This is a genomic window from Bradyrhizobium sp. CAR08, assembly GCF_052871955.1.
This window is the reverse complement of the sequence record NZ_JBIXJX010000009.1, coordinates 300,195-317,463: the sequence shown is the minus strand read 5'-3', so window position 1 is coordinate 317,463 and position 17,269 is coordinate 300,195. Positions and strand designations below refer to the sequence as shown.

Genomic DNA, 17,269 nt, shown 5'->3' with positions numbered 1-17,269 from the left:
TCGCCCGGGAGCGGATAGCCGTTCCCGGGCGAACTTGTTTCGGGACGCTGTGTCAGCTCGGGTTCATGGCCGCGAAGGTGGCCTCGTAGCAGCCATCGCGCTCGGCCCAGCGGCGGGCGCGGTCGCGCTCGACCAGACCTCGCCGCTGGACCCGCAACTCCAGCAATTGCATGACCTCCGCGACACCCTGCGTCGTGTGTATCGAGGAGAGCTTCTGGGAATGCCGCTGCGCCGACCACGAGGTCCGAACTAGCTTGCCTCGCGGCGCCGGCCTTCCTCGCCATTACGCCGGGCGAGACGGCTGCGATGAGCTGCGAACAGCTCCAGTACCTTGTCGGCGGGCTTTGCGGCGCTGAACAGATAGCCCTGCATCTCGGAGCAGCCGAGCGCGCGCAGCAACCGCTGCTGCTCCTCGGTCTCGACGCCCTGGGCCGTGGTGGTCATGCGGCGGGCGGCCGCGAGATTGACGACCGCCTGCACGATGCTGGCGGAGCGGTCGGGGCCGGCGATGTCGTTGACGAAGCAGCGGTCGATCTTGATCTTGTCGAAGGGGAAGCGGTGCAGATAGCTCAGCGAGGAGTAGCCGGTGCCGAAATCGTCGAGCGCAATGCGGACGCCGATGGCGCGGAGTTGATGCAGGATCGCAAGCGCGGTGTCGTCGTCGCGGATCAGCACCGCCTCGGTGATCTCGAGCTCGAGCCGGCTCGCCGGCAAATTGGAGGCGGCAAGCGCTGCCATGATCTTCAGCGCCAGCGTGCCGCTCTTGAACTGCACCGGCGAGACGTTGACGGCGAGGCGGATGTCGTCGGGCCAGTTCGCCGCATCCCGGCAGGCGGTCGCCAGCACCCATTCGCCGATCTCGTTGATCAGGCCGGTGTCCTCGGCGATCGGGATGAACTCCGCCGGCGAGACCATGCCGCGCTCGGGATGGCGCCAGCGCACCAGCGCCTCGCAGCCGGTGATGCGGTCGTCCTTCAGGCTGAGGCAGGGCTGGTAATACACCTCGAGGCCGTCTTCGAGCCCACCTTGAGCGATGGTGTGGCGCAGGTCGATCTCGAGCTGCCGCCGCTCGTGGATCTTGGCGTCCATCTCCGACTCGAAAAAGCGATAGGTGCGGCGCCCCGCGGCTTTGGCGGCGTACATCGCCATGTCCGCGTTCTTCAGGATCTGGTCCAGCGCCGTTCCATGTTGCGGCGCCAGCGCGATGCCGATGCTGGCGTCGGTGGCAAGATGATGCCCCATGCAGTCGAACGGCGCCCGGATGGCCTCAAACACCCGCGCGACGAGCTCGCTGACCTGATCCGGTGATGTCACCGCGCTCTGGACGATGGCAAATTCGTCGCCGCCGAGGCGTGCCACGAAGTCCGCCGGCCCCGCACAGCGGTGGAGGCTCTGCGCGACCGACTTCAGGAGCTCGTCGCCGACGAGATGCCCGAGCGCGTCGTTGACGCCCTTGAACTCGTCGATGTCGATGTAGTGCACCGCGAGTTGTTCGCCGCCGGCGACGAGATCGAGTTCCTGACGCAGATGCTCGTGGAACATGGTGCGGTTGGGCAGGTCGGTCAGTGCGTCGTAATGAGCGAGATGGGTGATGCGCTCCTCGATACGCCGGCGCTCCGTGATGTCCTCATGCGTCGCCACCCAGCCGCCATCCGTGAGCGGTTCGTTCACGATCTGGATCGAGCGACCGTCGGAGGTCTCGACCACCATGGAATTGCGCACGTGGACGTCGCGCAGGACCCGTGCGACATACTGGTCCGCATCGCCGGTGAACGAGCCGGTGGCTTTGCGGTGTGCAATGATGTCGTGAAAGCTGCAGCCGGGTCTCACGATTTCGGCCGACAGCCCGTACATCTCGATGTAGCGCTGATTGCAGATCACGAGCTGCTGCGAGGCGTCGAACAGCAGCAGGCCCTGGGTCATGTTGTTGACGGCGCGGTCGAGACGCTGCTTTTCCAGCGTCAGCCGTTCCCGCGAAAGACGATGCTGCTCCAGGAGCTTGCGAACGATCGCGATCAACACGCCCGCGATGGCGAGCGTGGAAGAGGCCGCGACCGAGATCAGGATGCCGATCTGCTCGCGCCAGTCCGTCAGGGCCGTCGCGCGCGTCGTGGTGGCCATCATCAGGATCGGGAAGTGAGGCAGGGCATGTGAGGAAATCAGCCGGTCCTCGCCGTCGACGGGGCTCATGAAGCGGCCGGTAAAATGGTCGAGCCCGAAAACCCTTTGATGCGCGAACGGACCGTTCTTGAAATTCCGTCCCATCAATTCACTGGAATGGGGATAACGGGCGAGCATCGTGCCGTCCCGGTGCAGCATCGAGATCGTCGTGCTTTCGCCGAGCACGGCTGACTCGAAGAATTTTTCGAAGTTTGCCGGCTCGATGCCGCGTCCGACCACACCCATGAATTCGCCGTTCGGTCCGACGACCTTGCGCACGATCAGGATGGTCCATGCGCCGGAGATGCGACTGTAGAGTGGCTCGATCAGGACGTCGGGAGCGTCGGGATCGTACCGGAAGGTCTGGAAATAGGCGCGATCGGCAACGTTCACGTTCGGGGCCGGCCATGCCGCCGACGAATTGATCAAATTGCCTTCGGCATCGATGATATTGACGCCGCCCATGTAGGGCAGTGCCTCGATCTTCGAACGCAGCATCCGGTGGAGGTCCTGGCCGGCGAGGCGCTTGCGATAGTCCGCCGCACTGGTGATGCCGCTTGCGCGGACGTAGTCGACGAAATCCTTCTGGATGACCGCGAAATCCTGCAATTGCTGGTCGAAATGATGGGCCAGCATCAGCACGGTGTTTTCCAGCTCGCGCCCGGAGCTGCGCAGCGCACGTTCGCGGAAATTCTGCGCCATCAGCGTCGCGCCGACGGCGATCGCAGCGATCAACAGCGTGCCGCCCACCACCAGCCAGCGGATCGGTCCGCTGCGCACGAAGGCCTGGTCAAAAAGGCGACTGCTGAATCCCGTCATCATGATCAATCGTTGTCGTGCACACGCCAGGGTCAATCGTGCCCCCGGAAACATCCGTTGGTTTACGGGAACGGAGTGGAGGCGAAGTTAGCAAGCTGGGTTAATGGGCCGTGAAGGGACTCTCGCAAAAGCAATCAATATGCGATCGAGTATGGGCTGATTGCGCTCGCGATCGTCGCCGTGGTGGACGGCCTGGGCAGCAAGCTCAATTCAAAATTCGGGTCGATCAGCGCGTCGTTGAAGTAGCAGCCGCAATCAGACGCGGTAATGGCCGGACTTGCCGCCGAGCTTCTCGACCAGATGGATGCCTTCGATGCGCACGCCGCGCTCCACCGCCTTGATCATGTCGTAGATGGTGAGGCAGGCGACCGAGACCGCGGTGAGCGCTTCCATCTCGACGCCGGTCGGGCCCGTGACCTTCACGCTGGCGCGGACGAGGCAGCCTGGCAGCGTTGCGTCTGGCTCGATCTCGACCGTCACCTTCGACAGCGCGAGCGGATGGCAGAGCGGGATCAGCTCCGCGGTGCGCTTGGCGGCCATGATGCCGGCGATGCGGGCGGTGCCGAGCACGTCGCCCTTCTTGGCGTTGCCGGACACGATCAGGTCAAGCGTCGCCCTGGTCATGACGACGCGTCCTTCCGCGACCGCGAGCCGCTCGCTGGCGGGCTTGTCCGACACGTCAACCATCCGCGCCTCGCCGGAGGCGCCGATATGGGTGAGGGCAGGGCCGGTCTTGGTGTTGGACTGGGTCTTGGACTCGGACTTGGCTGGTTTCGTCGCGGTCGGCTTGCGGGCCATGTCAGCGCGTGCCCGTCGCGCGCGCCGTCGTCTCGCGCGCCAGCAATGTGCGCGTCGCAGCGGTAACATCGGCTTGCCGCATCAGGCTCTCGCCGACCAGGAAGGTCGACATGCCGACGCGCTCGAGCCGGGCGAGATCGGCGGGCGTGAAGATGCCGCTCTCGCCGACCATCAGCCGGTCGCCGGGGATCAGCGGCGCCAATGTTTCGCTGGTCGCAAGCGTGGTTTCGAAGGTGCGCAAATTGCGATTGTTGACGCCGATCATCGGCGAACGCAGCTTCAGCGCGCGGTCAAGCTCGGCGCGGTCGTGGATCTCGATCAGCACGTCCATGCCGTGGGCGATGGCGGCATCCTCGAGCTCCTTGGCCGCGGCATCATCGAGCGCCGCCATGATGATCAGGATGCAGTCGGCGCCGTGCGCGCGGGCCTCCGCCACCTGATAGATGTCGAACATGAAATCCTTGCGCAGCACCGGCAGTGACGTTGCCGCGCGGGCCGCCACCATGAAGTCGAGATGGCCCTGGAACGAGGGCGTGTCCGTCAGCACGGACAGGCAGGCAGCGCCGCCGGCCTCATAGGCCCTGGCCAACAGCGGCGGATCGAAATCGGCGCGGATCAGGCCCTTTGACGGCGACGCCTTCTTGACCTCCGCGATCAGCGCGTAGTCGCCATTGGCGTGCTTGGCCTTGATCGCGCGCAGGAAGCCGCGCGGTGCTGCTTGCGCCTTGGCCTTCGCCTCTACCGCCGACAGCGGCTGCGCGCGCTTGGCCGCAGCGATTTCTTCGCGCTTGTAGGCTTCGATCTTGGTCAAGATGTCCGACATGTCAGGCTCAGCCGTTCGAGACCGCGATCAAATGTTTCAGCCGCGCGCGCGCCGCGCCGCTGTCGAGTGATTTTGCGCCGATCACGACACCTTCCTTGAGATCCCCGGCACGCCCCGCCACGACCAATGCGGCAGCGGCGTTGATCAGCGCGACGTCACGGTAGGGGCTCGGTTTGCCGTCGAGCACGCCCTGCAAGGCGATAGCGTTGGCGTCGGCGTCGCCGCCTTTGAGTGCACCGGCCTCGCAGCGCGGCAGGCCCGCGTCCTCCGGCGTCACCTCGAAATTCCGGATCTCGCCATTGTGGAGCGCGGAGACGAAGGTCGGGCCGGTGAGGGTGATTTCGTCGAGGCCGTCTGAACCGTGCACGACCCAGGCGGATTCAGAGCCGAGGTTCTTGAGCACTTGCGCCAGCGGCTGCACCCATTGCCGGGAGAACACGCCGACCATCTGCCGCTTCACACCGGCCGGATTGGACAACGGACCGAGCAGGTTGAAGATCGTGCGTGTCGCAAGCTCCACCCGTGTCGGGCCGACGTTCTTCATGGCGGGATGATGGGCGGGCGCGAACATGAAGCCGATGCCGCATTCGCGTATGCAGCGGCCGACCTGCTCCGGCCTCAGATCGATCTTCACCCCGAGCGAAGCCAGCACGTCGGCAGCGCCCGAACGCGACGATAGCGCGCGGTTGCCGTGCTTGGCCACCGGCAGACCGGCGCCCGAAACGATGAAGGAGGCACAGGTCGAGACATTGACCGAGCCGGAGCCGTCGCCGCCGGTGCCGACAATGTCGACGGCGTCCGCGGGCGCATCGACCGTGAGCATCTTGGAGCGCATGGCCGAGACCGCGCCGGTGATCTCGTCCACGGTCTCGCCGCGTACCCGCAACGCCATCAGCAGGCCGCCCATTTGCGAGGGCGTAGCCTCGCCGGACATCACGGCGTCGAAGGCGGAAGCCGCTTCGTCACGCGACAGGCTGGCGCCGGTCGCCACTTTTCCAATGATCGATTTCAGGTCGTCCATCGCGTGCTTTCAACTCACTGGTTCGCGCCGGTCACCTGCGCGAAGGCGGCCTGATTAATCGTGGTCCCGATGTCGGTTTCAAGCTTGTTGACGTAGGACGCGACCTGCTCCTCGGTCTGCGCGCGGTCGAGACTGTCCTTCAGCTTCTTGACCGCATCGGAAGCGGCATCGACGGTGGGATCGATGATCTCGGTAACGCGGAACACGATCACCTCGGTGCCGCCGGTCACTGCCGTCTGCCCGACGCCGTCCTTGGCGACGCGGAAGGCGGCCGACACGATGGCCGCGGGCACGCTGGCGGGCGAGTCGTCCCGCTTGAAGCCGGTGGCGGTCTCGACCTTGGCGCCGATCGCGGCTGCTTCGTCGGCGAGCTTGCCGCCAGATTCGAGCTTCTGCACCATCTCGGTCGCCTTGGCCTTCAGCTTGGTCGCGATCTGGTCCTGGCGCCAGCGCACCTCGACCTGGTCGCGAACCTCGTCGAGATTGCGGTCGCGCGAGGGCGTGATGGCAAGCACGTCGTACCAGACATAGCCGCCCTTGAACGAGATCGAGTCATTGTCGACGCCGACATCGGTGTTAAAGGCCTGCGACACCACGTCGAGGCCCTGCGGAATGCCGGAGACCGGCTGGCCGCTCGGCGCTCGGCCGGAACGGTCGACGGCGTCGATGGTCAAGGCGGTGAGGCCGAGCTTCTGCGCCGCGTCGATCACGCTGGCACCGCCGCCGCGCTCGTCTTCCAACTTGTCGCGGAGATCGGCGACCTTGACGCGCGCACGCTCGGTGGCGATCTCGCGCTTGATGTCGGCGGCAACGCTCGCGTAGTTCGCCTCAGTGCCCGGCTCGATCTTTTCGACCTTGACGATCGACGTGCCGAGACGGCCCTGGATCGGCTGGCTGATTTCACCGGCGGGAAGCGCGAAGACAGCGTCTCCAACGGCGGGATCGAGCGAGGATTTGGTCACGAGCCCGAGATCGACGTCAGACGCGCTCAGTCCGCGCTCCTTGCCGAGGTCCTCGAACGACGTCCCGCTGGTGAGCCGCTCGCGTGCGGCCTGTGCCTCGGCGGCGTTGGGGAATACGATCTGCTGGATCTGGCGCTTCTCCGGCGTGCCGAGCCGGTCCTTGCGCTGGTCGAATGCTTTCTTGGCGTCCTCGTCCGACACCTCGCTCCACTTGCCGATCTCCTCCGGCGAGACCACGACGAACGCGATCTTGCGATATTCGGGCGCGCGGAACTGGACCTTGTGATCCTCGAAATAGGCGGCGAGCGCCTCCGGCGATGGCGCGTCGATGGTGCCTGCCTGGGCTGCGTCGAGCCTGACGAATTCAATGGCGCGCTGCTCGTTCTGGAAGCGCGTCAGCACGTCGAGCATCGCCTTCGGCGGCTCGAGGCCGGCACCGATCGTGCCGGTGATCTGCCGACGCAGTGAGACCTTGCGCTGCTCCGAAACGTAGCGCTGCTCGGTATAGCCGAAATTGCGGATCACGGACTGAAAGCGGTTCGAATCGAAGTTGCCGCCGACGCCCTTGAAGTTCGGGTCGTTCATGATGAGCTGGCGGATCTGGTCGTCGGACTGGCCGAGCCCGAGCCGGCGCGCCTCTTCGTCGAGGGCGGCTTCCGCGATCGTCTGCTGGAGCACCTGACGGTCGAGGCCGAAGGCGCGCGCCTGCTCAGGCGACAGCGGCCGGCCGAACTGGCGGCTGATCTGCTGGAGGCGATCAGTGTAAATCTGGCGGAACTCGTTCAACGAAATCTCGGTGCCGCCGACCTTGGCCACGGTGGATTGCCCAAAACCCTTGAAGATGTCGGCAATGCCCCAAACGCCGAAACTGATGATCAGCACGCCCATCACAATGGCCATAATGGTCTTGCCGAGCCAGTTTGATGAGGCCTTGCGCATTCCTCGAAGCATTTGGTCCAACTTGTTTGGCAGGAGGGGAACGGGAGCGCGTCTTAATGCAGATTCCGCAAAAGCGCGTCACCAAATTGATCAATCATCATAAAGTGGTGGCTTTCCCCCCGCAACCTCGGGTCTAGCGGGCTTTCGATCCCTGCGGTTAAAAGCCCCTGGTCTCTGGAACTGCCACGGGACCTCTGCTAGCGCATGAACAAACCAAATTTTGCTGGAATTTGACATGACCGATGCCATCCGCCCCCTGATCGCCGGCAACTGGAAAATGAACGGCCTCAAGGCCTCGACTGCCGAATTCGACGCCATGCTCAATGGCGCGGCAGAGGTGGCCGGCAAAGCCGAGCTGCTGGTTTGCCCGCCGGCGACCCTGATCGCTGCCTTTGCCGAGAAGGCACGCGGCAAGAAGGTCGCGGTGGGGGCCCAGGATTGCCACCCCAAAGCCTCGGGCGCCCATACCGGCGACATCGCCGCCGAAATGCTAGCGGATTCGGGTGCGACCGCCGTCATCGTCGGCCATTCCGAGCGCCGCGCCGACCATGGCGAGGGCGATGCCCTGATCCGGCAGAAGGCTGAGGCCGCCTGGCGCGCCGGGGTGACGGCGATCGTCTGTATCGGAGAGACGCAGGGCCAGCGCGATGCGGGCCAGACCCTGGATATCCTGCGCGGCCAGCTCACCGGCTCGCTGCCGGATGGCTCGACCTCCGCCAATCTGGTCGTGGCCTATGAGCCGGTCTGGGCGATCGGCACCGGCCTGACCCCGACGTCTCGGGATGTCGAGCAGATTCATGGCTTTATCCGGGAATTCCTGACCTCCAGGTTCAAGGCCGACGGCGCCGGGATGCGCATTCTCTATGGCGGCTCGGTCAAGCCCTCGAACGCGGCCGAGCTGATGGCCGTGAAGAACGTCAATGGCGCGCTGGTCGGCGGGGCCAGTCTGAAGGCGGCCGATTTCCTTGCGATTGCGCAGGGCTGCCCTAATTAGGCAGGGCCGTCCCTGGCTGGTTCAAACCACTGGTCCGGGGCTGATCGGGGGTGGCAATGCCCCGTCCGATCGTGTAACACCGCGCAACTTCAGGAAAACCCCGCGAAGCACGATTGGCCGCCGTCTCGGCGCTGTCGGCTTGTGACGGAAGGACACTATGCAGACCGTTGTCATCGTCATTCACCTCATGATCGTCACCGTTATGATCGGCGCCGTCCTGCTCCAGAAGTCGGAAGGCGGGGGCCTCGGCATGGGAGGCGGCGCAGGCTTCATGTCGAGCCGCGGCACGGCGAACCTTCTGACGCGGACCACCGCGATTCTGGCCGTCGGCTTCTTCCTCACCAGCCTGTTCCTGTCCTGGTATGCCGGCTACGACCGCAAGCCGTCGTCGATCATCGGTGCGCCGGCGTCGCAGACACAGCCGGCCGGGGGCGGACCGATCGCGCCGCCGACCTCGGGTGGCATCCTGGATTCGCTGAAGAAGGCCGACGAGCAGCAGCAGGCTCCGGCACCGAGCGGCCCGCAGGTACCGCGTTCGCAATAAAACAGGGGGGCCATGCAGGGCGGCTTCTACCGTCCTGGATCAACAATCCCTATCAAGGCTCTGTCACCACTTTCAGTTCTGGCTCACCCACAGCCCCGCAAAATGTTTGGGGCGGAATACGAATCGCTTTGGCGAATCGAATTCGAGGGATTAGAGGTTAAGCCCCATGGCGCGGTACATATTCATCACCGGCGGCGTGGTTTCTTCGCTCGGCAAGGGTCTGGCTTCAGCGGCACTCGGTGCCCTGTTGCAAGCTCGGGGCTACAAGGTCCGCCTCCGCAAGCTTGACCCCTATCTCAATCTCGATCCCGGAACGATGTCGCCGTATCAGCACGGCGAAGTGTTCGTGACCGATGACGGCGCGGAGACCGACCTCGATCTCGGTCACTATGAGCGCTTCACCGGGCGGCCGGCGACCAAGGCCGACAACATCACGACCGGGCGCATTTATCAGGACATCATCTCCAAGGAGCGGCGCGGCGATTATCTCGGCGCGACCATCCAGGTGGTTCCGCATGTCACCAACGCCATCAAGGATTTCGTCCTCGACGGCAACGACGATTACGACTTCGTGCTGGTCGAGATCGGTGGCACCGTCGGCGACATCGAGGGCCTGCCGTTCTTCGAGGCGATCCGCCAGCTCAAGAACGAGTTGCCGCGCGATCACGCCATCTACATTCATTTGACGCTGCTGCCTTACATCCCGAGCGCCGGTGAGCTGAAGACAAAGCCGACGCAGCACTCCGTCAAGGAGCTGCGCTCGATCGGCATCCAGCCGGACATCCTGCTCTGCCGTACCGATCGCGAGATCCCGAAGGAGGAACGGCGCAAGCTCGGGCTGTTCTGTAACGTGCGCGAGAGCGCCGTCATCGAGGCGCGCGACGCCGACAGCATCTACGCTGTCCCTCAGGCTTACCATGCGGCAGGCCTCGACGACGAAGTGCTTGCCGCCTTCGGCATCGGCTCGCGGATTCCGCCGGAGCTGCGGAGCTGGCAGCAGATCAACGAGCGCATCCGCAATCCCGAGGGCAACGTCACCATCGCCATCGTCGGTAAGTATACCGGCATGAAGGATGCGTATAAGTCGCTGATCGAGGCGCTCTCCCATGGCGGCATCGCCAACAAGGTGAAGGTCAATCTCGACTGGATCGAAAGCGAGATCTTCGAGAAGGAAGATCCCGCGCCGTTCCTCGAGCACGTCAACGGCATTCTGGTGCCCGGCGGCTTCGGCCAGCGCGGCGCCGAAGGCAAGATCCGCGCGGCGCAGTTCGCGCGCGAGCGCGACGTGCCGTATTTCGGCATCTGCTTCGGCATGCAGATGGCGGTGATCGAGGCAGCTCGGAATCTCGTCGGGATCGAGGAGGCCAACTCCACCGAGTTCGGCCCGACCAAGGAGCCCTTGGTCGGCCTGATGACGGAATGGCTGCGCGGCAACGAGCTCGAGAAGCGCACCAACGCCGGCGATCTCGGCGGCACGATGCGCTTGGGCGCCTATCCCGCGGCGCTCAATCGCGGCAGCCGCGTTTCGGAAGTCTATGGCGGCGCGACCGAGATTTCCGAGCGCCACCGCCATCGCTACGAGGTCAACACCGCCTATAAGGATCGCCTCGAGCAGCACGGGCTGAAATTCTCGGGCCTGTCGCCCGACGGCGTGCTGCCGGAGATCGTCGAGTACGAGGATCACCCCTGGTTCATCGGCGTCCAGTTCCATCCGGAACTGAAGTCGCGACCGTTCGAGCCGCATCCGCTGTTCGCGTCGTTCATTCGCGCGGCAATGGTTCAGAGCCGCCTGGTGTAATCGCTCAGCGCGTGGCGGTGCAGTCACCTGCAAGATGCATCGGCTCCGGCGCGGCCGGCATTGACGTATCAGGCGCAAGCGATCCCGTGACGAGCTTCATCTGCGGCCGTCGCGTCAGCTTGTAGACGGCGGCCGGCGGCACGTTCAGCAGGGCACGATCCACCAGCTTTGCGCGCAAGCCCAGCCGGTCGAGCACGGGCCGCGGGATCGGACAACTCATGCCGTAGGTGAACTGGTAGAAGGCGCCGCCGGGGCGGACATGACTGAACGCGCCACCGACGATCGAGACCACCTTGCGCGTCGACATGTTGAGCAGCGGCAGGCCGCTCACGACCGCGCCGACGGGCGCGCCGTCATAGAGGCGCTCCGTTGCGAGCCGCCCTGCATCCATCCACAAGACGCGCGCGTTCGGAAAACGCATCTGGAGCACCTTCATGAAGTCGGAGCCGTATTCGATCAGCGTGAGGTCCTGCTGGCGCACGCCGCGTTTGAGCAGCTTGTAGGTGAACGCGCCGGTGCCGGGGCCGAGCTCGAGAACAGGGCCGGTCGATGCGGTGATCTCGCGGGTGATGAGATCGGCCAGCGCCGCGCCTGACGGCGCGATCGCGCCGACGCGGCGCGGGGCTGACATCCATGACAGGAAGAACGAGAGGAATTCGTTGAGCATGCGCACTCCGGCATCTTGGTTGCGCCTCGCAGGTCAGAGGTGAGGCGGCCGAACAATCGCTTGAGTGCATTGCGACAGCATTGCGTGCCGCCTGTCGATTGCGTCAATTCTCCCGGACGGGCGGCAGTGACATCCTGAAGCACGCGCCGCCGATCGCCGTGTCCGCGACCGAGATGTGGCCGCCATGCAGGAGCACGATCTCGCGCACCATGTTGAGACCGAGGCCGGCACCGCGATCCAGCGGTGTCAGCCGGTAGAACGGTTCGAATATCTGTTCGCGCTGATCGGCCGGAATGCCGGCGCCTTCGTCCGTGACCTCGATGCTCGCGGGCCTGCTGACACGAATGCCTATGGTGCCGCGGCGCGGGCCGTGCTGGATCGCATTCTGCACAAGGTTGGTCAGCGCGCGCTCCAGCGCCGCCGCATCGCCGATCGTTTCGACCGGCGTGGAGGGGGCGTCGAGCGCCAACTCGTAGCCGGCGGCAATGGCCAGCGGCGCAAGATCTGCGGCCGCGCTTTGCGCGATTGCGACGAGGTCAACGCGCGTGAAGGGATGGCCGCAGCGGTCGAGCCTTTGAATGTCCAGCAGCTGCTCGGCAAGCGTTGCCAGCCGCGCGGAATCCTCCAGCAACCGGGTCTTGTCCGGCCCCGCTGGAAGCGACTCCAGCCGCGTGTTCAGGATCGCGATCGGTGTGCGCAACTCGTGTGCGGCATCGGCGACGAAGCGCTTGTGGCGGGCATAGCCCTGGTCTAGCCGCGCCAGCGCGTCGTTGACCGCGGTCACGAGCGGCACGACTTCCAGCGGAATCCGGTCCAGCGACAGCCGCGCGCCGCGTTGATGGATGTCGATGCGCCGCGCCTGGTCCGCCGTCGCATCGAGCGCCTCGAAGGCGCGCCGCACGATCATCGGCGTGGCGATGAACGTCGCCGTTCCCATGAGGAGCAGGCCAGGCAGGGCGATGCCGAGCAGTGCAAGCGATGTCATGATCAACGCCTTGGCGCCCGTGAGCTTGCCTTGCGTCGCCGTGATGATTTGCACATTGCCGGCGTCGGTATCGACCCGCTTCAGCCGCGCCGGGGGCTTGCGCGGATCGTCCTCGAACAGCTGCCAGCCGAGCCGGGCCTGGCTGATCTGGTCGAGGCCGCTGCCGATGGCGGCGAATTCGGCCGGCACGGCGCCTTCGCTTAGCGAATGTCCCTGCCTGTCGCGGACCAGGAACCAGAGATCGGGGGTCTCGCTGCGCAATTGTTTCAGCTCGGTCGTCGGCCGCAGGACCAGGTCGCCTTGCGCGTCGCGTCCGAGCGCGCGCTGGACGATATCGATCACGCGATCTTCGTCGCGCCCGGCGATCACGAATCCCGACGCGCTCAATGCCCCGACGACGACGGCAACGAGCGCCGTGAGCAGCACCGCCTGGAGCGACAGCAGGCGCCAGCTCAGCCGCGAGCGCAGGCAATAGGGTTCGTGGTGCTTGCTCATAGCAGCTTCTTCAAGAGATAGCCGACGCCGCGGATGCCGTGGATCTCCACGCGCGCATCGGCTTCCGAGAGTTTGCGGCGCAGGCGCGACACGTGCGTATCGAGCGCATTCGACTGGATCTCGTCGTCGAAACTGTAGACGGCTTCTTCCAGCGCGGAGCGCAGCACGGTCCGGCCCATGCGGCGGACCAGGGCTTCCAGCACGAGGAGCTCGCGTCGCGGCAGCTCGAGCGGAGCCCCGTCGATGCTTGCCTCGCGATGGCCGAAATCGAAGGCGAGGCGGCCGGCGTGCATGATGTCGGGATGCAGCCCGGCGGGCCGGCGCAGCACGGCGCGCAGCCGCGCCAGCAATTCCTCTACCGCAAACGGCTTTGACAGATAATCATCCGCCCCGCAGTCCAGTCCGCGACCCGGTCGGCGAGTTCGCCGCGCGCCGTCAACACGATGATCGGCACGCCGTCGGCGCGCGCCCGCAGTTTCGGGATCAGGGTGAGACCGTCGCCATCGGGAAGCTGGCGATCGAGCAGGACGGCGGCGTGGACGTCGGCAGAAATGGCCTCTTCCGCCTCCGCGAGCGTGGGGGCGTGGTCCACCACCATGTCGTAGCGCTTCAGCGCCGACGCCAGCGCGTCGGCCATTTCGACCTCGTCCTCGACGAGCAAAATCCGCATGATCCGCACCTCAACCTCAATCGCGCCATTCTAGCGGCCGTATCATTGCGGCAGCATTGCGGGAACCCGCTCTCGATGAAGCGGCTTGAGCGGGCTCTAGCCATGCACGGAACGCTACCGGGGCGGCTGAGCGGGCCTCAAGACACCGTCGGGGCCGGCCGTTATAACCGCCGGACCTGATCAGGGAGGAATATGAATGATCTACGAAATGCGCATCTATCGCTGCGTGCCCGGCCGCCTGCCGGCACTGCTCAAGCGGTTCGAGACCGTCACGCTGAAGGTGTGGGAAAAGCACGGCATCAAGCAGGCCGGGTTCTTCACGACCCTGATCGGTGAATCCAACCAGGAGCTGACCTATTTCCTGGCCTGGGAGTCGCTCGCCGAGCGCGAGAAGAAGTGGGCCGCCTTCATGACCGATCCGGACTGGATGAAGGGGCGCGCCGAGAGCGAGGCGGACGGCCAGATCGTCGGCAACATCGTCAGCCAGATCCTGGCGCCGACCGCCTTCTCGGCGGTGAAGTAGAGGCGGCCGGCGCGAGGGCGTCGCGGAGAGCCTGGGCGCAACCCTGATATTCTGGGAGCCCAGGCCGAATGGGGTTGATCCGCCCTTCATCGCGGCTATGGTCGCGCCGGAACGAGGGATTTGCCTTGAGCTCTTCGACGTCAGCGGCGCCGGTCGTCACCATTGGCAAGGTCAAATTCGGCAATGATCTGCCGATCTCGATCATTGCCGGGCCGTGTCAGCTCGAAAGCCGCCAGCATGCGCTGGAGGTGGCCTCCGCGCTGAAGGAGATCGCCGCGCGGCTGCAGATCGGCCTCGTCTACAAGACCTCATTCGACAAGGCCAATCGCACCAGCGCGTCGGCCGCGCGTGGCCTCGGACTTGCACAATCGCTGCCGATCTTCGCCGAAATCCGATCGTCGCTCGGCCTGCCGGTCCTGACCGACGTGCATGACGCCGGGCAGTGTGCCGAGGTGGCGCAGGCGGTGGACGTGTTGCAGATTCCCGCCTTCCTATGTCGCCAGACCGATCTGCTGCTGGCGGCGGCCGCAACCGGCAAGGTCGTCAACGTCAAGAAGGGTCAGTTTCTTGCGCCCTGGGACATGGCCAACGTCGTGTCCAAGATCACGAGCGCGAACAATCCCAACGTGCTCGTCACCGAACGCGGCGCGTCCTTCGGCTACAACACCCTGGTCTCCGACATGCGCGCGCTGCCGATCCTGGCGCGCACCACCGGCGCCCCCGTGATCTTCGACGCGACTCATTCGGTGCAACAGCCGGGCGGGAAGGGGACGTCTTCCGGAGGCGAGCGCGAATTCGTGCCGGTGCTCGCACGCGCAGCCGTCGCCGTCGGTGTTGCCGGTATCTTCATTGAGACCCATCCCGATCCTGACAGCGCGCCGTCCGACGGACCCAACATGGTGCCGCTGCGCGAGTTCGAAGGGCTGATCCGAAGGCTGATGGCGTTCGACGCGCTCGCCAAGGATTCGACCAAAGCCGACCCGCGCTGATGCAGCAAGGCGAGGCGCGGGCGCACGATCACGGCCTGCCGGCCGCGCTTTACGTCATCTCCGGTGCAAGCTTCGCCGCGGCGCTCTCCGCGCGCGCGCTCGATCCGGTGCTGCCGCACGTCGCGGAGGACTTTGGCGTCAGCATCGCGACCGCTGCCGGTTTTGCCGCGGTGTTCGCCTTCACCTTCTCGATCATCCAGCCGATCGTCGGCGCCGCCGCCGATCTGTTCGGCAAGACGCGGCTGATGATCGGCTGCCTCGCGCTGCTCGGCCTTGCCAACATCCTGGGGGCGCTCTCGAGCTCATTCTCGGTTCTGTTCGCGACCCGTATCCTCGCCGGTATCGGCTCCGGCGGCGTGTTTCCGGTGGCGCTCAGCCTGACCAGCGATCTCGTCGGTCCGGAGAAGCGCCAGGTCGCGATCAGCCGCACGCTCGCCGGCGCGATGGCGGGCAATCTCCTCGGCGCCTCGGCCTCCGGCCTGATCGGCGATTTCCTCGGCTGGCGCGGCGTGCTGGCGGTGCTCGGCGCGCTGGTGATCGTTGCCTCGATCGCGGTCGCCGCCGGTTTTCGTGGCGCCAAGGTCAAGCATCCGCCGAAGACGAGCCTGTCGGCGCTGAAGGCGGGCTATCGCACCATCTTCACCAACCCGAACGCCTATGTCTGTTATGCGGCGGTGTTCATCGAAGGCTGCTGCGTGCTCGGCCTGTTTCCCTACATCGCTTCGTTCCTGTTCGAGCTCGGTCAGACCTCGCTCTCGATCGCGGGCATCGTCATCGCGGGCTTTGCGGTCGGCGGCTTGTTCTACACGCTGACGGTGTCGCGCCTGCTGCCATGGCTGGGCATGAAGGGAATGATGATCGCGGGCATGACGCTGGTGGCTTCGCAGCTCGTTGCCGTCGGCTTCGGCCTGCGCTGGGAAGTGCAGGCGTTCAATCTCATCGTGATGGGATGGGGCTTCTACATCGCCCATGGCTGCCTTCAGATGTTTGCCAGCGAACTCTCGGTCGAGGCGCGCGCAACCGCGTTGTCGCTGCATTCGTTCTTCTTCTTCATGGGGCAGACGGTGGGGCCGCTCGCCTATGGACTTGGCCTCCAGCATGGCGGCAAGATGCCGACCCTGTTCGCGAGCGCCGCGATCATGGTCGCGCTGGGCTTCGCCTGTGCGCGGCTGTTGAAACAGCGGGCGCCATCGGATGCAGTCGCCTAAAAGATGTCTAGCGCCTGACGCGGCGTATCGTCATTTAGAACCTCCTTTCCTCAGTTTATGCTTCATCTGGGAAAGCATCTTGGGGCCCCCCGCCGATAGTCTCTCGGCAATCGCACCAAGATCCGGATCAGCATTACGATATTTGCTGCCCCATAAGCCAAGCTCGGCGAGGACAGGCAGCAGATCAATGCCCGCCTCCGTAAGGCGATAAATCGCCTTCAGTTTATGCGTGGGGTCGTCATGACGGGTAAGCACGCCGCCTTCTTGCAGCGTTTGAAGCCGCTCCGCAAGCGTCCGCGATGATATCGATTCATCGGACTGCAGAAATTCCCGGAAGTGCTGTTTCCCCGCGAAAACGATGTCACGCACAATCAGCAGCGTCCAGCGATCGCCGAGCAACTCCAGCGACAGACTGATTGGGCAACCTGATCGCTGTCTTCCCGACATCCGTAGTTCTCTTTGTAAATCGATTTACTATTGACATCATTCGAGGCTGACGTCAATGCTTCCAAATGTAAACCAATCATAAAGTCTCAATGCTGGAGGAGTGGTGGAAAATGCCCGCAGATATCCATCAGGTTGCAAGCGGCGGCTTTTACATATTTCAGAAGGTGACAGAGCTCCCGGGCAGGAAACTGCGCAAAGACGTGACTTATCGATCTGTCCCGCTCGATGACGCCCGCAGCAGCATGATCGCAAACGGGATATCAGCCAGCTTCACGGAAGCGTTGATCGAAACCCCAGCGAGCTTCAATCGCCAAGAGCGATGGGCACTCGACACGCCAGCTTCAGAAAACACAACTCGAACGACCTTCAAACAATGGGCTGCTGAATCGTTCGCAGCTTCGATCCTTGCATGATTCGAGAGAATAGA

16 protein-coding genes and 1 pseudogene are annotated in these 17,269 nt (G+C 64.7%); 8 read left to right on the top strand and 9 right to left on the bottom strand.

Going from position 1 to position 17,269, the window contains the following annotated elements; translation table 11 throughout:
• Window positions 1–249 precede the first annotated feature (249 nt).
• The gene (locus tag ACIPUD_RS21080; protein ID WP_446481461.1) at window positions 250–2,982 is read right to left on the bottom strand and encodes a bifunctional diguanylate cyclase/phosphodiesterase; all 2,733 of its coding nucleotides are present in this window, start codon (window positions 2,980–2,982) and stop codon (window positions 250–252) included.
• Between the two features lie 141 nt (window positions 2,983–3,123).
• Here ACIPUD_RS21080 and ACIPUD_RS21075 point away from each other — a divergent pair, with 141 nt between their 5' ends.
• The gene (locus tag ACIPUD_RS21075; RefSeq protein ID WP_085353576.1) at window positions 3,124–3,225 is read left to right on the top strand and encodes a Flp family type IVb pilin; all 102 of its coding nucleotides are present in this window, start codon (window positions 3,124–3,126) and stop codon (window positions 3,223–3,225) included.
• A 9-nt stretch (window positions 3,226–3,234) separates the two neighbouring features.
• Here the strand turns inward: ACIPUD_RS21075 and moaC are convergent, their stop codons facing one another.
• Genes moaC through ACIPUD_RS21055 form a run of 4 tightly spaced genes read right to left on the bottom strand, consistent with a single transcriptional unit; the run spans window position 3,235 to window position 7,534 of the window.
• Complete coding sequence (gene moaC / locus ACIPUD_RS21070) at window positions 3,235–3,777, bottom strand: cyclic pyranopterin monophosphate synthase MoaC (protein WP_018458079.1); 543 nt, start codon at window positions 3,775–3,777, stop codon at window positions 3,235–3,237.
• Between the two features lies 1 nt (window position 3,778).
• Complete coding sequence (trpC, locus tag ACIPUD_RS21065; RefSeq protein WP_018458078.1) at window positions 3,779–4,600, bottom strand: indole-3-glycerol phosphate synthase TrpC; 822 nt, start codon at window positions 4,598–4,600, stop codon at window positions 3,779–3,781.
• A gap of 7 nt (window positions 4,601–4,607) precedes the next feature.
• Window positions 4,608–5,621, bottom strand: a complete 1,014-nt coding sequence (gene trpD, locus ACIPUD_RS21060; RefSeq protein WP_085362122.1) for an anthranilate phosphoribosyltransferase — start codon at window positions 5,619–5,621, stop codon at window positions 4,608–4,610.
• Between the two features lie 14 nt (window positions 5,622–5,635).
• Window positions 5,636–7,534, bottom strand: coding sequence for a SurA N-terminal domain-containing protein (locus tag ACIPUD_RS21055; RefSeq protein ID WP_446481460.1), 1,899 nt, complete (start codon window positions 7,532–7,534; stop codon window positions 5,636–5,638).
• Window positions 7,535–7,757: 223 nt separating this feature from the next.
• On the opposite strand from ACIPUD_RS21055, the gene tpiA reads away from it, so the two are divergent.
• The 3 genes from tpiA (at window position 7,758) to ACIPUD_RS21040 (ending at window position 10,858) form a co-directional block, all read left to right on the top strand.
• Window positions 7,758–8,516 (top strand): triose-phosphate isomerase, encoded by a 759-nt coding sequence (gene tpiA / locus ACIPUD_RS21050; protein WP_085353242.1) that lies wholly within the window; start codon window positions 7,758–7,760, stop codon window positions 8,514–8,516.
• Window positions 8,517–8,673: 157 nt separating this feature from the next.
• The gene (gene secG, locus ACIPUD_RS21045; protein WP_007590603.1) at window positions 8,674–9,060 is read left to right on the top strand and encodes a preprotein translocase subunit SecG; all 387 of its coding nucleotides are present in this window, start codon (window positions 8,674–8,676) and stop codon (window positions 9,058–9,060) included.
• 166 nt (window positions 9,061–9,226) lie between these two features.
• A complete protein-coding gene (locus ACIPUD_RS21040) occupies window positions 9,227–10,858 on the top strand; it encodes a CTP synthase (RefSeq protein WP_007590604.1) in 1,632 nt (543 codons plus the stop codon).
• 4 nt (window positions 10,859–10,862) lie between these two features.
• Here the strand turns inward: ACIPUD_RS21040 and ACIPUD_RS21035 are convergent, their stop codons facing one another.
• The 3 genes and pseudogenes from ACIPUD_RS21035 to ACIPUD_RS21025 form a co-directional block, all read right to left on the bottom strand.
• The gene (locus ACIPUD_RS21035; RefSeq protein WP_446481459.1) at window positions 10,863–11,525 is read right to left on the bottom strand and encodes a class I SAM-dependent methyltransferase; all 663 of its coding nucleotides are present in this window, start codon (window positions 11,523–11,525) and stop codon (window positions 10,863–10,865) included.
• 103 nt (window positions 11,526–11,628) lie between these two features.
• Window positions 11,629–13,005: a sensor histidine kinase gene (locus ACIPUD_RS21030; protein ID WP_018458073.1), complete on the bottom strand. Its 1,377-nt coding sequence runs from the start codon at window positions 13,003–13,005 to the stop codon at window positions 11,629–11,631.
• Window positions 13,002–13,675: pseudogene (locus ACIPUD_RS21025) on the bottom strand (response regulator transcription factor). Before ACIPUD_RS21025 ends, ACIPUD_RS21030 begins: the two are co-directional and overlap by 4 nt.
• Before the next feature lie 196 nt (window positions 13,676–13,871).
• Between ACIPUD_RS21025 and ACIPUD_RS21020 the strand changes: the two are divergent.
• The 3 genes from ACIPUD_RS21020 to ACIPUD_RS21010 all read left to right on the top strand — a co-directional run bounded on the left by ACIPUD_RS21020 (window position 13,872) and on the right by ACIPUD_RS21010 (window position 16,395).
• Complete coding sequence (locus tag ACIPUD_RS21020; protein ID WP_007610789.1) at window positions 13,872–14,198, top strand: NIPSNAP family protein; 327 nt, start codon at window positions 13,872–13,874, stop codon at window positions 14,196–14,198.
• A gap of 125 nt (window positions 14,199–14,323) precedes the next feature.
• Window positions 14,324–15,187 carry a 3-deoxy-8-phosphooctulonate synthase gene (gene kdsA, locus ACIPUD_RS21015; protein WP_018458071.1) on the top strand — a complete coding sequence of 288 codons (864 nt, stop codon included), beginning with the start codon at window positions 14,324–14,326 and terminating at the stop codon, window positions 15,185–15,187.
• Window positions 15,187–16,395, top strand: a complete 1,209-nt coding sequence (locus tag ACIPUD_RS21010) for an MFS transporter (protein WP_018458070.1) — start codon at window positions 15,187–15,189, stop codon at window positions 16,393–16,395. The genes kdsA and ACIPUD_RS21010 overlap by 1 nt, the downstream gene beginning before the upstream one ends.
• Window positions 16,396–16,425: 30 nt before the next feature.
• Here ACIPUD_RS21010 and ACIPUD_RS21005 read toward each other — a convergent pair whose 3' ends face one another.
• Window positions 16,426–16,842: a winged helix-turn-helix transcriptional regulator gene (locus tag ACIPUD_RS21005; RefSeq protein WP_026233493.1), complete on the bottom strand. Its 417-nt coding sequence runs from the start codon at window positions 16,840–16,842 to the stop codon at window positions 16,426–16,428.
• Window positions 16,843–16,952: 110 nt separating this feature from the next.
• Between ACIPUD_RS21005 and ACIPUD_RS21000 the strand changes: the two genes are divergently transcribed.
• A complete protein-coding gene (locus tag ACIPUD_RS21000; protein ID WP_143273393.1) occupies window positions 16,953–17,255 on the top strand; it encodes a hypothetical protein in 303 nt (100 codons plus the stop codon).
• The last annotated feature ends 14 nt before the right edge of the window (window positions 17,256–17,269 follow it).

Excerpts from the sequence above, each read along its gene's own strand:
- ACIPUD_RS21080 (WP_446481461.1), bottom strand. The coding sequence starts at position 2,982 with ATGATGACGGGATTCAGCAGTCGCCTTTTTGACCAGGCCTTCGTGCGC.
- moaC (WP_018458079.1), bottom strand. The coding sequence starts at position 3,777 with ATGGCCCGCAAGCCGACCGCGACGAAACCAGCCAAGTCCGAGTCCAAG.
- trpC (WP_018458078.1), bottom strand. The coding sequence starts at position 4,600 with ATGTCGGACATCTTGACCAAGATCGAAGCCTACAAGCGCGAAGAAATC.
- trpD (WP_085362122.1), bottom strand. The coding sequence starts at position 5,621 with ATGGACGACCTGAAATCGATCATTGGAAAAGTGGCGACCGGCGCCAGC.
- ACIPUD_RS21055 (WP_446481460.1), bottom strand. The coding sequence starts at position 7,534 with ATGCTTCGAGGAATGCGCAAGGCCTCATCAAACTGGCTCGGCAAGACC.
- tpiA (WP_085353242.1), top strand. The coding sequence starts at position 7,758 with ATGACCGATGCCATCCGCCCCCTGATCGCCGGCAACTGGAAAATGAAC.
- secG (WP_007590603.1), top strand. The coding sequence starts at position 8,674 with ATGCAGACCGTTGTCATCGTCATTCACCTCATGATCGTCACCGTTATG.
- ACIPUD_RS21040 (WP_007590604.1), top strand. The coding sequence starts at position 9,227 with ATGGCGCGGTACATATTCATCACCGGCGGCGTGGTTTCTTCGCTCGGC.
- ACIPUD_RS21035 (WP_446481459.1), bottom strand. The coding sequence starts at position 11,525 with ATGCTCAACGAATTCCTCTCGTTCTTCCTGTCATGGATGTCAGCCCCG.
- ACIPUD_RS21030 (WP_018458073.1), bottom strand. The coding sequence starts at position 13,005 with ATGAGCAAGCACCACGAACCCTATTGCCTGCGCTCGCGGCTGAGCTGG.
- ACIPUD_RS21020 (WP_007610789.1), top strand. The coding sequence starts at position 13,872 with ATGATCTACGAAATGCGCATCTATCGCTGCGTGCCCGGCCGCCTGCCG.
- ACIPUD_RS21010 (WP_018458070.1), top strand. The coding sequence starts at position 15,187 with ATGCAGCAAGGCGAGGCGCGGGCGCACGATCACGGCCTGCCGGCCGCG.
- ACIPUD_RS21005 (WP_026233493.1), bottom strand. The coding sequence starts at position 16,842 with ATGTCGGGAAGACAGCGATCAGGTTGCCCAATCAGTCTGTCGCTGGAG.
- ACIPUD_RS21000 (WP_143273393.1), top strand. The coding sequence starts at position 16,953 with ATGCCCGCAGATATCCATCAGGTTGCAAGCGGCGGCTTTTACATATTT.